The sequence below is a fragment of the Vibrio sp. 10N.261.51.A3 genome (assembly GCF_041471965.1).
In the GTDB taxonomy this organism is placed as follows: Bacteria; Pseudomonadota; Gammaproteobacteria; order Enterobacterales; family Vibrionaceae; genus Vibrio; species Vibrio crassostreae_C.
Window position 1 is genome coordinate 4,533 of sequence record NZ_JBFRPK010000070.1, and the last position, 13,785, is coordinate 18,317.

Annotated in this window: 16 protein-coding genes and 1 pseudogene; 5 read left to right on the top strand and 12 right to left on the bottom strand. The window is 44.6% G+C overall.

The genetic code is table 11. The annotated features are described in order from the left end of the window. Positions 1-244, bottom strand: a pseudogene (locus AB4371_RS17020) (signal recognition particle-docking protein FtsY); the annotation flags it as partial. A 230-nt stretch (positions 245-474) separates the two neighbouring features. Here AB4371_RS17020 and rsmD point away from each other — a divergent pair. Next, entirely contained in the window at positions 475-1,077 is a 603-nt protein-coding gene (gene rsmD, locus AB4371_RS17025; RefSeq protein ID WP_017066764.1) for a 16S rRNA (guanine(966)-N(2))-methyltransferase RsmD, read from the top strand. A gap of 10 nt (positions 1,078-1,087) precedes the next feature. Further along, positions 1,088-1,354, top strand: coding sequence for a DUF1145 domain-containing protein (locus AB4371_RS17030; protein ID WP_016784000.1), 267 nt, complete (start codon positions 1,088-1,090; stop codon positions 1,352-1,354). A gap of 80 nt (positions 1,355-1,434) precedes the next feature. Here the strand turns inward: AB4371_RS17030 and AB4371_RS17035 are convergent, their stop codons facing one another. The 4 genes from AB4371_RS17035 to AB4371_RS17050 all read right to left on the bottom strand — a co-directional run bounded on the left by AB4371_RS17035 (position 1,435) and on the right by AB4371_RS17050 (position 4,500). Continuing rightward, entirely contained in the window at positions 1,435-2,019 is a 585-nt protein-coding gene (locus AB4371_RS17035) for a YhgN family NAAT transporter (protein WP_017063768.1), read from the bottom strand. A gap of 231 nt (positions 2,020-2,250) precedes the next feature. Continuing rightward, positions 2,251-2,487, bottom strand: coding sequence for a YecH family metal-binding protein (locus tag AB4371_RS17040; RefSeq protein ID WP_372150386.1), 237 nt, complete (start codon positions 2,485-2,487; stop codon positions 2,251-2,253). A 90-nt stretch (positions 2,488-2,577) separates the two neighbouring features. Next, positions 2,578-3,198, bottom strand: a complete 621-nt coding sequence (locus AB4371_RS17045) for a lysoplasmalogenase (protein ID WP_102321186.1) — start codon at positions 3,196-3,198, stop codon at positions 2,578-2,580. Between the two features lie 927 nt (positions 3,199-4,125). Continuing rightward, a complete protein-coding gene (locus AB4371_RS17050; protein WP_004736595.1) occupies positions 4,126-4,500 on the bottom strand; it encodes a hypothetical protein in 375 nt (124 codons plus the stop codon). Positions 4,501-4,744: 244 nt separating this feature from the next. Between AB4371_RS17050 and AB4371_RS17055 the strand changes: the two genes are divergently transcribed. Continuing rightward, positions 4,745-5,074, top strand: a complete 330-nt coding sequence (locus AB4371_RS17055; RefSeq protein ID WP_017061032.1) for a DUF2500 domain-containing protein — start codon at positions 4,745-4,747, stop codon at positions 5,072-5,074. Between the two features lie 60 nt (positions 5,075-5,134). On the opposite strand, the gene AB4371_RS17060 is transcribed toward AB4371_RS17055, so the two are convergent. The 7 genes from AB4371_RS17060 to rhtB all read right to left on the bottom strand — a co-directional run bounded on the left by AB4371_RS17060 (position 5,135) and on the right by rhtB (position 11,647). Further along, entirely contained in the window at positions 5,135-6,148 is a 1,014-nt protein-coding gene (locus tag AB4371_RS17060; protein WP_017061031.1) for an acyltransferase, read from the bottom strand. A 169-nt stretch (positions 6,149-6,317) separates the two neighbouring features. Further along, positions 6,318-7,538 carry an organoarsenical effux MFS transporter ArsJ gene (gene arsJ, locus AB4371_RS17065; protein WP_029235838.1) on the bottom strand — a complete coding sequence of 407 codons (1,221 nt, stop codon included), beginning with the start codon at positions 7,536-7,538 and terminating at the stop codon, positions 6,318-6,320. Positions 7,539-7,634: 96 nt separating this feature from the next. Continuing rightward, positions 7,635-8,126: a cyclin-dependent kinase inhibitor 3 family protein gene (locus AB4371_RS17070; RefSeq protein ID WP_017061028.1), complete on the bottom strand. Its 492-nt coding sequence runs from the start codon at positions 8,124-8,126 to the stop codon at positions 7,635-7,637. A gap of 21 nt (positions 8,127-8,147) precedes the next feature. Further along, entirely contained in the window at positions 8,148-9,149 is a 1,002-nt protein-coding gene (locus AB4371_RS17075) for an ArsJ-associated glyceraldehyde-3-phosphate dehydrogenase (RefSeq protein ID WP_372150387.1), read from the bottom strand. A gap of 173 nt (positions 9,150-9,322) precedes the next feature. Beyond that, a complete protein-coding gene (locus AB4371_RS17080; RefSeq protein WP_017061026.1) occupies positions 9,323-9,664 on the bottom strand; it encodes a metalloregulator ArsR/SmtB family transcription factor in 342 nt (113 codons plus the stop codon). Positions 9,665-9,763: 99 nt separating this feature from the next. Beyond that, the gene (locus AB4371_RS17085; protein WP_372150388.1) at positions 9,764-10,984 is read right to left on the bottom strand and encodes an EAL and HDOD domain-containing protein; all 1,221 of its coding nucleotides are present in this window, start codon (positions 10,982-10,984) and stop codon (positions 9,764-9,766) included. Between the two features lie 45 nt (positions 10,985-11,029). Beyond that, entirely contained in the window at positions 11,030-11,647 is a 618-nt protein-coding gene (gene rhtB, locus AB4371_RS17090; protein WP_017061024.1) for a homoserine/homoserine lactone efflux protein, read from the bottom strand. A gap of 81 nt (positions 11,648-11,728) precedes the next feature. Between rhtB and AB4371_RS17095 the strand changes: the two genes are divergently transcribed. Together AB4371_RS17095 and AB4371_RS17100 are read left to right on the top strand one after the other, a co-directional pair. After that, positions 11,729-12,709 carry an alpha/beta fold hydrolase gene (locus AB4371_RS17095; protein ID WP_017063762.1) on the top strand — a complete coding sequence of 327 codons (981 nt, stop codon included), beginning with the start codon at positions 11,729-11,731 and terminating at the stop codon, positions 12,707-12,709. Positions 12,710-12,891: 182 nt separating this feature from the next. Further along, on the top strand, positions 12,892-13,719 hold the full coding sequence (locus AB4371_RS17100) for a Cof-type HAD-IIB family hydrolase (RefSeq protein ID WP_017061022.1): 828 nt from the start codon (positions 12,892-12,894) through the stop codon (positions 13,717-13,719). Positions 13,720-13,785 lie beyond the last annotated feature (66 nt).

A 13,785-nucleotide genomic window follows, 5' to 3' on the forward strand; every position in this document is an offset into this window, starting at 1 on the left:
CTTCTGCTTCTGCTTCTGCTGCGACAGGTTGCTGCTCTTGTTGAGCTTCTTCAAGCGCTTGCTCAGATTCAGTTGGCTTAACTTGTTCAGCTTCAGGCGCGACCTGTTCAGCCTCAACTTGTGATTCAACTTCAGTTTGATCTTCAACGCTTTCTACGTTCGCTTCATTCTGAGTTTTTGGGCTTTGTTCTTCTTCACCAAAACCAAGCCACGATAATAATCCGCGCTTCTTTTTTTCCGTCATCAGAGGAGTTTCCTAGATCTACTAATTAGCTGTATTGACTTAATACACGTCGACTCTTTGCTATTGTTATACAATACAAGCTTGTACAAACGAATAGTAAAGAAAAATGACAAAGCAGTGATAAGTTTGCTTTTAGCTTGATACACTTTGTCATTGCAAATTTATTTAATACACGAACCCACTTAAATTGGGCTCGGTATAGTATCACTTTATTAGCGGTCAAAAAATCTATGGTAAGACGTCGCCAGCAAAACACATCACAAAAAAAGCCATCCGGAGGCTTTGTTCGAATTATTAGTGGCTCATGGAGAGGTAGAAAGCTGCCTGTTCATGATTTAGAAGGATTACGCCCAACCATTGACCGAGTAAAAGAAACACTCTTTAACTGGGTGGCTCAAGATATCCCACATTCAACTTGCTTGGATGTATTTGCCGGTTCTGGCGGTCTAGGTTTTGAAGCAGCTTCTCGCCAAGCCAAAATGGTGACACTGCTCGAAATGAATCAAAAGGCGGCTAAACAGCTTTCTGATAACGCGAAAGAGCTCAAGGCAGACAACATTAATGTCGTGAATACTGATGCTATCTCTTTCCTTAAGAAACCGGGCACGCCTTACGATATGGTTTTCCTTGATCCACCATTTCGTCAAGGCTTACTGGCAGAAACAGTACAACTGCTTGAGAGTAACGGTTGGCTTGCAGACAATGCCATCATTTACGTCGAGACAGAGAAAGAACTGAAACTCGAAGCTATGCCAGAGAACTGGGAATTGCATCGCGACAAGACCACCGGACAGTCAAGCTACCGACTGTTCAATCGAATCACTGAAGAATAGGAGTTATTGAATGAAGTTCTTGCTTCCACTAGCAAAAGCAGCCATCGCCTTTGTTTGGTTTATCTTAATCGTAAATATTTTCTACCCGTTTCCGGGTAATGCTGCGATTGCGCTTTATATCATGACCGCATTCTTGTTCTTCATGCACGGCCTGCAGATGCTGATTTTCATCGGTGCATTCGGCGATAAGATCGAGATGTCACGTTGGGAGAAGTGGTCAATATTGATTTTCGGTGTCTTCGCCCTACTCGATATCCGTCGTAAGCACATGATGTAATCGAAATAAAAACCGAAGAAACAGATACAAAAACGCCGCTCAGTAGAGCGGCGTTTTTTTATTGAGTAATGGTAGCAACACTAGCCCATGTAGCCTTTCACACCATCGAGGAACATTTGCGTCGACAGCATAACCAACAACAAGCCCATCAAGCGTTCGATGGCTTTAAGACCTCTCTCTCCCAGCACTCGCAGGAAGAAGCCATTAAACATCAGAATAAAGAAGGTAGCACCCCAAGCCAGCATCACTGCGCCTGAAAGCTCTAACATATTGTCAGGGTGCTGTGTCGACAACAGAATCAATGCCGCAATCACTGAAGGGCCAGCAATCATTGGGATCGCCATCGGCACAATAAATGGTTCTTCACCCGCCGCGAGGCCAGTAATACTACCCGCACTTGGGAAAATCATCTTAATCGCGATGATGAATAGAATAATACCGCCAGAGATACTCAAGGTTTCAGGCTGCACGTGCAGGAAGTTCATGATGCTTTGACCAGCAAACAAGAACAACAGCAGGATAACCAGCGCAAACATCAGTTCACGAACAAGAACAATACGGCGACGCTTCGGATCAATATGCTTAAGGATAGAGAGCACGATTGGTAGATTGCCAAGCGGGTCCATAATAAGAAACAGCATGGTTGCTGCAGATAAAATTTCCATAAGTTTGTCTCGAAAAGCGTAAGTGCGCGGAGTATAGCAGCCTCAACATTGATTTTCGAACGCAGTAATAAAAGGATTAACTTATGTAATTAGAAGGGAATTTTGCGAGAGCAAATAGAAAGGTAGAGAGGAGAAAAGTAAAAAGATAGTTTAAGAGTGAAGCCGAAACGTCGCATCCACTCTTCTTACTCTATAAAAGCCAGAAGGCTCTAAAAACCAAGTCACTGGGAATTAGTGGTTACACACACGTTCGCGATTAGTGCAAAGTTTGCCATCAATAACCACGACCTTTTCCATCTTCAGGAAAAACTTCAGCAATCCATCTAAATCCAGGCCATTCAGCTTACAGGTATGAAAACGCGCTTCTGCGCCATAAGTTTGAGCGAGTTCTTGCATCAACTCTTCACGAGTCAGTGGCTTTTCACTCAGTAGGTTTAAAACGTTGTGTGCATGAATTTCGGTAGTCATAACTCTATCTCATGTTTAATGAACTAGACGTAGAGTACCTACTTTCATCTAAGCTGCCTTGATGTAGCTCAGAGTTAAGCGAGCTCTACCCTAAATGGTAAGGGAAGCAACAATGAGAGCGTGTGCCAGAAAGTAGCTGCCCGTCACCCAAAAGTAGGCACCCTTAATTGGGCTACGATAGAAATTTAGCGCGTACGCCAATGCTGAAAGCAGCAACACGGCACAACCCGCAAAACCGACCGCATGCGACAGTTGAGGGTCAAGCAACCAGAGCTCACCAGAAGCCCATGCAAGCTGAATAAGCACGATACCCATGATAACGACAGGAAAGACGAGTTTGTCTAAGCGTGGCAGCAGTAAAAAGAAAGCAACAACGCAAGCTGCCAATAACAGCGCGAACAACCACCAAACCATTTCACCTGATAGCTGTAACCAAAAAGCTTTGCTGTAACAGAGTTGAGCCAATAAGAAGCAGACAAAATGCAGAGGGCGTTTTTGAGTGAGAGTATGAAGCACATCTGCGATCGCAGAGATAGCCAACCCCGCAACTATCCAATAGGTAAAGTCAGCCACAACCGACTGAGTTAAAGCAATTGTCGCTAATAATACAAAGGTAAATACCTTATACGATAAGGCCTGACCGATATGTCCATGTTTCGTTCCTGCTATTGCTCCGATACCAGATAAGGAAACCGCTAACCAACTCCACATACCACTTGCCCTATTGCTTTAAATCGTCGCCAGTCTAGGCACACGAGTGTTGATGTAAAGCCTCAGCCCCTCAAAATTGGATCTTGATTACGCTTCCACTAAAAAGAGTCTCTTTAGATTGAAGTCGTAACAATTACCACCATGACAATGGCCATTCGTTTAAAACTAGAACGAATCATCATAAAACCCATTCAAACTGGCATTAGAGTCGCCATACTTGAATTTTGGCCAATTCTAACCTATCGACCCCACCAAAACCGGCCTAATTCCGTAAAATACCACACTTAAAAAATTAAAATAACCACATTTAAAGTAAATAATAACAATAACTTAAGTAAACAAACTCAAGATTAATAGGAAAATAAAAACGCCAACCAAGCCTAGACTTGTAAAGTAGCCAGTTTTCTTTTTTAACGCCCAGTTTTGTCAGGTTATTTCAAGCCTCCGGTAAAAATCGCCACAAAAACCAAGCCGAAAACTTAAAAAACCAACCAAAACCAACCTAGCCACCACCAACCTCTATTAATACAGTTTAACAACCTTTAACAATATAAATTACACAAAACAACCATTACAAAACAACAAGTTAAATCAAATTAGAACAAACATAAATCACAACGAACAAATTAAGAACACACCATAAAACACAGTTAAACACTGCCAAACAAGCCAAAAACTCATAGTTTTCTACTACTTTTAAAGCTTTCGAAAGTAATTCTTGATCTAAGGCCATAAGTAGTGCTATTCTTTAAAACATAGCGAGAGACAACCAAATTTAGGAGTAGTGTTATGATTTCATCTTCGCAAAGACAAGGACTTGTAATGATCGCGGTAGTTGTAGGTCTAATGACACTACCGATGATGTACTAAGCAAGTTACAGATAAAAAAAGGGACGCCATGAGCGTCCCTTTTTTTGTTCAATTTTTTCACTTCGAAAACAGATGCAGTGTTAGCACATCCCAGTTCGCATAATAGAAACCTGCGGCAGCTAAAGTCATTGCCATCATCAGTAAGATCGCAACTCGCCAGATAAAACGACCACTACGTGGAGTCAGCTCCTTCTCACAGTCGTTACACATCATGATGAACTTATGTTGGTCTTCCAACTTAGCCTCATGTTCATTGACTACCTTATTACGACACGTTGCGATATAGCGCAGCTTGCTCACCATATCGTGCGGTAGCCTTTCTTCACAGCTTGTTACAAGCTCATGCAATCCTTCGCCTTCGGCATGATATTGAAGCCTCAATAATTTCTCTATATTGCGAGTTCTTGTCACCACTTTTTCAATATCGGTCATCTTAGCCCTCCCACTCCACACTATAATTCTAGTCGAGCATTTCCCTATTCTTATACAAAATCACTGTTATTTACGAGAGAAAGAGACAATAAATAACAATGCTTTATCCCAAACTGACCATTAAATGTGATGTCTGCCGAAAAATAATCAGCTTGGCTTACAACAGTTCACGAATAACGGCTTTAAACACATATCCCTATTGCCTGAAAGACTAGAATAACCATCACGACTACATGGAGGTTATATGCCTAATTCACTCTTTTTTGCCATCTTTGCTCTCGCTGCTCTAGCGGCTTGGGTATTTATTGGTTTCTATCGAAAACACTCGCAAGGTGAAAATGCGCCAGAGAAGAAAGTGAATGTCACGGTGTTAGACAAACAATCGATCGACCTTCCTGACGCAGAACCGGGCCAAGAAGATCAAGAGTACTGGATTTACGTTCAACGTGGTGTGGTTGGTCCGAAGCGAGAATTCCAAGTCGGCATCCACTATTTCCACGCCCTTAACCCTGGCGACAAAGGAACCTTAACCTACCAAGGCGATAAGTTCTTACACTTTGCGTTGAAGCGCTAAACGTCAGCCGCTTCAACTGTCGTCCCTAAGCAATCCATCAGAAAGCCTTAGCAATCACCGCTAAGGCAATAACCAACGCGTTTTCTCTGACTTAGACACCAACCAGCTCATCCATAATGCGCCAGCTCCGCTGATCACAATCCATAATGGAATAACCCATGCCGGATGTCCTTGGTACCAACCAAACTCTTTCATCGGCCACAAGAAAATCGGGTGCAGCAGGTAAATACCTAAGCTGTGCTTACTGATAAAGCCAACCACTTGGTTACTCTTCTCAGACAGGCCTTCACCATAGTAACGGCATACCATGAACACCATGCTCGCGGCTAATACGGTATTCAACGTTTTGTAAGATAGCCAGCGCCCTACCGTGTACTCTTCTGCTACCAAGCTTGCATCAACCACCATGTAAACCGTGGTTAGTAACGCTAGCCCACCCAGTAACACACTCACGCCAACGGTCATCTTGTTAAGTGGCACAATCTTATAGAGCAAGTAACCCAATGGTAAGTAACCGGTGTACAACCACAATTCGTGACTCCAAGGGCCATCGATTTTCAGTAAGAACAGCAATGTTGTGAACAACCATACCGCCGTAAAGGCATAGACCGATCTATCACCGTACTTTCTAACCATGATCTGCAAGAACGGAATCACAAAATAGAGTGGGATGAAGTAATAGAAGAAACCAAGGTGGTAATAGGTGTAATGATGGTAGCTATTAAGCAACACGTCCCAACTGACGTCGGCATCAAAACCCATTGCCGACCAGCCCGACAGATAGGTATAGAAAAGCGACCAGACAATGAAAGGTATCAGTACCTTGCCCAAACGACGCTTGAGGTAGTATTTGGCGTCAAACGGGCGCTGATCACTGAGCATCAGTGCGCCAGTAATCAAAATGAACACAGGTACTGCCCAGCGGCTGAAACCGTTTACCGTAATGGCAGTAAGCCATTCACCGAAAGGAATAGTGCCCAACTCATTGCGATAAGGCGCCAAAACATGAATCGCGATAACCGCTACGGCCGCGACACATCGTGCTAAATCAAAAAAGAGAATTCGCTGCTTCATGTAAATGCCTGATTAATATTCAATCATTCTACTATAGCAATAAAAAAGCTGACCGGAATAAATACCAAGTCAGCTTAGTGTTAAAGGAGATACTTATCGCGAATTTAGCTCATACGACTCTAGCTTCTGCGACTTGAGCTCTCACAAATGAGGCTCATGTGGCTGAAGCTTATGCCGCTGAAATTTGCGGCACTTTCGGTAAACGCAGAGAGATCACCGTCGTTATCGCCAAGAATGCGAAGGAAACCCACAGACACGCAGACAAACCTGCCATTTGGAATACCAAGCCCGACAATATCGTGCCAATCAAACGGCCCATCGCGTTTGCCATGTAGTAGAAACCGACATCAAGAGAAACGCCATCGCCTTTCGCATAACTCACAATCAAATATGAGTGAAGTGATGAGTTCACCGCAAAGATGACACCAAACACCATCAAGCCACCGATAATAACTAACTCGGGTTGCCAGCCAATCTGTACCGCATAAGCGATAGCAGCGGTCACTATAGCCAGCGCACCAGCCCATAACAGCGCGGCATGGCCATCTGGCACCTTACCTTGAGCTTTACCAGTAATCTTCGGCGCTATGCCCTGTACAAAGCCATAAGCGATAGTCCAAGCAGCTAAGAAACCGCCAACCCATGAGTGATCCCAACCAAACACACTGCCTAGGTAAATCGGCAAAGCAATCACAAACCACACATCACGAGCGCCAAACAGGAACATACGTGCTGCGGATAGGATGTTGATGGATTCAGACTTAGAGAAGATCTGTTTGAACTTAGGCTTGGTTTTCGCTTTGCCCATGTCCGCTTCTAAGCTCAACACACTGCCAACGAAGACCAATGCCAACACGGCTGCCATCGCGAGCACGGCGTATTGGAAGCCAATCGTTGAAAGCAGTAAACCACCAATAAAGAAGCCTGCCCCTTTAAGCGCATTCTTAGATCCGGTCAGAATCGCAATCCACTTATAAAGCGCGCCTTGTTGTTCATCAGGAACCAGAGTCTTAATTGAGCTCTTGGCACTCATCTTATTGAGGTCTTTAGCGATACCAGACAAGGCTTGCGCCGCCATGACCCAAGGAATGGTCAGCATTGCCGTTGGCACCGCGAGCATACCCAAGGCGACGACTTGCATGCCTAACCCAATGTTCATGGTCTTATTGAGGCCAAGACGCGCCCCTAACCAGCCACCGATTAGGTTAGTCACCACACCAAAGAATTCATAGAAAAGGAACAGTGAGGCGATTTCTAACGAACTGTAGCCAAGGTCGTAAAAATACAGAACCACCAACATGCGAAGTGCACCATCAGTAATGGTGAAGTTCCAGTAGTTAAAAGTCACCAACATGTATTGGCGAACGCTCTTACTTAGATTTGAAAACATAACGCTATCTCTGCAATCTAAACAAAAAGAGCTTTTGGATCATGATAAGTTCAACACTCCAGATACCAAAAGCTCCCTGTCTAACACTGATGACTATTAGCTATTCGCTACGCCATTAATGTATTCAACCTGGATAGGTTTAGTGAAGGCACCTGGACGCAGTGCCTGCACCTCTTGAACTACCTTGCTCAAATCCCAGCCTTTTTCTAACAGTAGGTGAGCTGCGAACAAACCAGTGCGACCAGAGCCGCCCATACAATGCATTGCAACCTTGCCGCCGTTATCGACGATGTTATGTAGCTCAGGGCTAGCTGCTTGCCACTTCGCAGCAAAACCAGCACCCGGTGCACAGTCGTCTTCAATTTCGATCTGGAACCATTGCATACCTAACGCACGTGTTTTTTCACCAAGTGCCGCCACGTCTTTGCTTGCAAGCTCATGGTCATCAAGTGCTGTCACGATAGCTTCAACGCCTTGCTCTTTTAGCTGAGCCAGTGATGCATCAAGCGTTGCTTCTTTTGTGCCTGGGCACGGAGTAAGCACTAGCGCACCTTGCTCTAGGTCTAGTTGCCATGTTGGATGTATCATTATATCTTCTCCAGATTCTTATTAAGCAAGGCCAACGGTACGAACAAGCTCAGCGGTACGTGTTGCGTAACCCATCTCATTGTCGTACCAAGCGTAGATCTTAACCATGCGCTTACCGACCAACATCGTTGATAGTGCATCCACGATTGTTGAGCGTTGGTCGCCTTTGTAATCGATAGAAACCAGTGGACGCTCTTCAAAGCCAAGAATACCTTTTAGTTCATTCTGAGACGCTTCTTTCAGCATCGCGTTAACTTCTTCTGCCGTGGTGTCTTGCTTCACTTCGAAGATGATGTCTGTCAGAGAAGCGTTCGCTAGCGGTACACGAACTGCGTGGCCGTTGATGCGGTTTTCTAGCTCAGGGAAGATCTCAACAATCGCTTTGGCGCTGCCCGTCGTTGTTGGGATAAGACTCATGCCACATGCACGTGCGCGGCGTAAGTCTTTGTGCGGCGCATCAAGAATAGTTTGCGTGTTAGTTAAATCGTGAATAGTGGTGAAGGCTGCGTTCTCGATACCAAGCTTCTCGTTGATCACCTTAACCACTGGCGCGATACAGTTGGTTGTACAAGACGCTGCCGTTACGATTTTGTGTACCGCAGGGTCGAAGATATTGTCATTCACACCAACAACGATGTTTGCGATGCCTTCTTCTTTCACTGGCGCCGATACCACAACACGTTTCACGCCCTGCTCTAGGTATTTGTTTAGGAAAGAGGTCTTACGGTGAACACCTGTCGCTTCGATAACCACATCACAACCAGACCAGTCGATCCCATCGATGTCGCGCTCTTGTGTGGTCTTGATGCGCTGGCCATTAATGATCATCTCATCGCCTTCTGCAGTTACTTCGTGGTGAAAGCGACCTTGAACTGAATCAAATTCTAGAAGGTGGGCCAGTGTTGTTGTGTCGCCAGCAACATCGTTAATTTGAACAAATTCTAGCTCATCCCAATCGAATGCTGCGCGAAGTGCTAGACGGCCGATACGACCAAAACCATTAATACCTACTTTGACTGTCATTTTCTGTTCTCTCAGTTAATTGCCTTCATATTTGAAGCCGCAGCGTTGTTGACTACGTTCACTTACCGGAGCGCCGGCCGCCCTAATTACATAGAGCCACTATGCTCATAGGGATAAGTTCACTTGTCGCCTAGCTGCAACTCCAACTATTTCGGCATTAAGTTTTAATGTATTTAAACGCAACATACTGGGCGTGAGTTCATCGACTCTAAGCGCTCAATATCTTGCTGGTATTCAGTTTTCAAACAGTTCGATGCAATAAGGTCGTCAATTAACTTTAGCATCCAACCTGGTAAATCTTGTGACAGGCGGTAAAACACCCACTGCCCCTGGCGAACATCAGTCAAAACACCGTTTGAACGCAGCTGCGCAAGATGGCGTGAAACCTTTGGCTGACTTTCTTGCAATGCCTGAGTCAACTCACCAACCGATAAGCACTCATTGCGAACTATCAACATTAAGCAACGCACTCGCGTTTCATCGGACAGTAATTTAAAAAATTGGTGAGGAAGCATAAAAACATACTCATATATGGATATGCACATATCTTAGATATAAAAAAACGCACGTCAAGGCGTGCGTTTCAATTGTCATAAAAGTTTAACGAAGAAATATCAGAGCTTGTTGGTCACGGTATGGCTCCAACGGCGCGCTTCAGTAAGCTCCGTTTTAACCTGATCCACGCTTAATCCTAAATCGGCGCAGTGCTCATCAATCTGTTGCCAATCGGCATGCTCAAAGCTCTCTTCAAGTGCGAGCAAGGTACCGTAAGGCCCTTCCCTACGTAATAGAGCAACCTTGATACTTTTACACAGCGGCAACTGCTCGACTAAGTTCTCTAACGACAAGTCCAACAGAGCACCCAACAAGGAGAATAAGCCAATCATAAAGGCCTGTTCTCTATACCCTTCAAATGCCTGATAGCGAGACATACGCTGACAAAACTGAGCACGCTGTAGGGACAATCCATACAGCTCTTTCGGCTTTTTATCAGAGACATAAGAGGCGACGGCTAACGACACAAACATTTTCAGTTTCTCTTGACCTAGATACACCAAAGCCTGACGAGAAGAAGAGATGGTCACTTCAAGGCGCGGCGACATAGTATTCACAAAACGCAGCAGCTTATATGAGAGCGCCACATCTTTCGCGACAATGCTCTCCACCCGTTGAAAGTCCACATCGGGCTTACACACTTCTTGAAACAGCTCCATAGCAATCACTTGCTCAGGGCTAATGTATTTACTCTTGATGATTTCCGGTTTATTGAAAAAGTAACCTTGGAAAAACTTAAAGCCAGCCTCTTTGGCTTGCTGGAATTCTTGTTCGGTCTCAACGCGCTCCGCCAAAAAGCTAAACTTTTTCCCTTGATGCGCCCTAACCAAATCACACGCTTCATCCAAACCCATCTGCATAATATCGAGCTTTACGATATGCGTGTATTTAAGGAAACGTTCCCATTCTGGGGTCGAAGTAAAATCATCTAGGGCAATCATGTAACCCGCTTGGTAAAGGTCTTTAACCGCTTCCAACAATTCATCTGTTGGTTTACAGGTTTCCAGAATCTCTACCACCACCTTATCTTTCGGCAAACTTAAGGGCAGTCGACGAATCAAACTTTGATAAGGGAAGTTGATAAAGCAGCGTGAAGATGGAATAGAAGGGTTAAGACCAACAGACAAGAAGTTCTCAACAATCAGACGATACGTTGCTCGATTAGACTCAATATGCGCTGGGTACGCATTCTTTTCTCCATCGCGAAATAACAACTCATAGCCGAGTGTATTCCTCTTGCGATTTAAGATAGGTTGTCGAGCAACGTATGTAGCGGTCATTTCTTGATAACTCTGATTGGTTTAACTATAACTCAGTCGCTTAATCTAAGCTTTCGCGGCAGCTAGCAAAGCACCGCAGCCCATGAACATACCACCAAATATTTTATTTATCTTACCCATTATGCGATCAGAGCGAATAAAACGTCCCATTTGTGACGCTAATGAGGTGTAACCCAACATAACAACGCTATCAATGAATACTGTCGTCACACCTAGCACTAATAACTGAGGTGCTTGAGGTTGTGTAGGGTCAATAAACTGAGGAAACAAAGCCACCAAAAACACGATTGATTTCGGGTTAGTTAGGTTGATAAGCACAGCGTTTCTCAGCAGTTTGCCACTCGACAGAGTAGAGCTTTCTTCAGATGCTACTAGGCTCGAGCTATCACGCCACTTTTGAATACCTAACCAAAGTAAGTACACCACGCCGACCCACTTAATGATGGTGAACGCCAACGCAGACTTAGCAACGAGTGCACCGATACCCGCGCCCACCAGCATAATGTGAAACGCAAGACCAAGCTGTAAGCCAACAATTGATGCGAGTGACTTTTTAGTGCCATAGCTAAGCCCATTACTGATGGAGTTAACGGTACCCGAGCCCGGAGCCAAGCTAAACAAAATCGCTGTGACAACATAAGCAAGCCAAACATGAGTATCCATTTGCATTTCCTTACTAGTTCTTTAATCTAACAACATTAGTAGCAATAAAGCTCTCACACGCATCAGTTCAGGTAATTTCCCATGGAAAACCACAGCGAAGCCACCTTCCCTTACACTCAAGAACCTCAGTTCGATCATGCGATTAAACACCCGATCAACGCTCTTTGGCAACAAAGAAAAGAGGGGTTTTTAACATCGTCTGGTAAAAAGAAACTGTACTGGTGCAGCCTCACCTCAGAAAAGCACAGCAAAGCTATTGTGATTTCAAATGGCCGTATCGAATGCTGCCAAAAATACCAAGAAATCTTTTATGATTTTTATCAACAAGGCTATGACGTTTATTCATTTGACCACCAAGGTCAAGGCCAGTCTGAACGTATGGTAACAGACTCTGACATTGGTCACATTCATGAGTTTGATGATTATGCATCTGACATGTCTGACGTCATTGCCAGTTTTGATCTCAGTAAGTATTCCAATCGCTACCTGCTCGCACACTCAATGGGCAGCACCATAGCCACTCGCTACCTACAAACCCATCCAGACCACCCGTTTGATAAGGTGACTCTGTGCGCTCCGATGTTTGGTATCAATACCGAGTGGTACCTGAAACCTATCGCGATGATCGTTGGACAAGTGCTTACCGCTTTTTATGCCAAGCCAACTTACGCGCCGGGCCAGCAAGCATATTATTCGAAGCCTTTTGAAAACAACTTACTGAGCCACAGTAAGGTTCGCTATCAGTGGTTCCGTCGCTTATATGACGAGTCTCCATCTTTGCAGGTGGGTGGACCAAGCACGCGTTGGGTATGGCAAGGGTTAATGGCCGCCAAGCAAGCAATTCAACAAACTCGTCAAATCAAGATCCCTCTGCTATTGATTCAAGCTGGGGATGAAAAGATTGTCAGTAACAGTGCTCAAGTAAAGTTCATCTCTAAGCTGAAGAAAACCAACTCTGATTGTCAGTTTAAGTTGATTGAGGGTTCTAGGCATGAGGTGTTGTTTGAGCAGGATGAATATCGCAATCAAACACTGGATGCGATCAATCAGTTTTTCGCCTAGAGCTAATAGGCTAAGCAACCTACCAAGAAAATAAGCGCTAAAGAGGAAGAGAAGTAAGTGAGCTTTGCCCTCTTTTCTTGCATGAATTTGGCATACAATTTCTACCTAGAGATATTGTAGTTAAAACGATTCTAGCGCTGGCTAGCGTCAATATTGGTTAAGCATTTTGCAATGAGGGTTAAATGAGTATTCCTGCACTAAAAGATTCCGTGAAAATTGTTGCTTCTGATTTAGATGGTACGCTTTTGGCTCCCAACCATCAGCTAAGCGACTTTACCAAGCTAACGCTTAAGAAATTACACGACCAAGGTTATACCTTCATCTTCGCTACGGGTCGTCACCACGTCGATGTGGCGGGTATTCGTCAGATAGCAGGTATTCCGGCGTACATGATCACTTCAAACGGTGCACGCGTGCATGACCAAAACGATCAACTGATGTATAGCCAGAACGTACCTCAGGAACTCGTTCAGCCAGTTATTGATATTGTGCGCCAAGATCCAAACCTCTTTATTCACATGTACCAGAATGAAGATTGGTTACTAGACCGTGAAGATGAAATGTTGGCTAAATTCCACAGTGAGTCTGGCTTTAGCTACAAGCGCTTTGAAGCTGAAAACGCACCAAGCGAAGGCATCGCGAAAGTCTTCTTCACACATCCAGAACAAGACCACGAATATCTCGTCACGTTTGAACAAAAGCTAAGAGATGCTTTTGGCGACAAACTGAACATCGCCTTCTCTACACCTTGGTGTCTGGAAGTGATGGCAGCTGAAGTCTCTAAAGGCCACGCTCTAGACGCTGTTGCAAAATCACTAAACCTGACTCTGGATAACTGTGTTGCCTTTGGTGATGGCATGAACGACGCTGAAATGCTGGCTATGGCAGGTAAAGGTCTAATCATGGGTACATCACATGAGAAAGTGATGAAAGCACTACCTGACAATGAAGTGATTGGCAGTAACGCAGACGATGCCGTTGCTCACTACCTAGAAAAGCATCTGCTCTAATCTCGCTCGTTGAACAGATCTGAATAAATAAAAAGGCAGCCAACTGGCCTGTCTCTTATACACAAA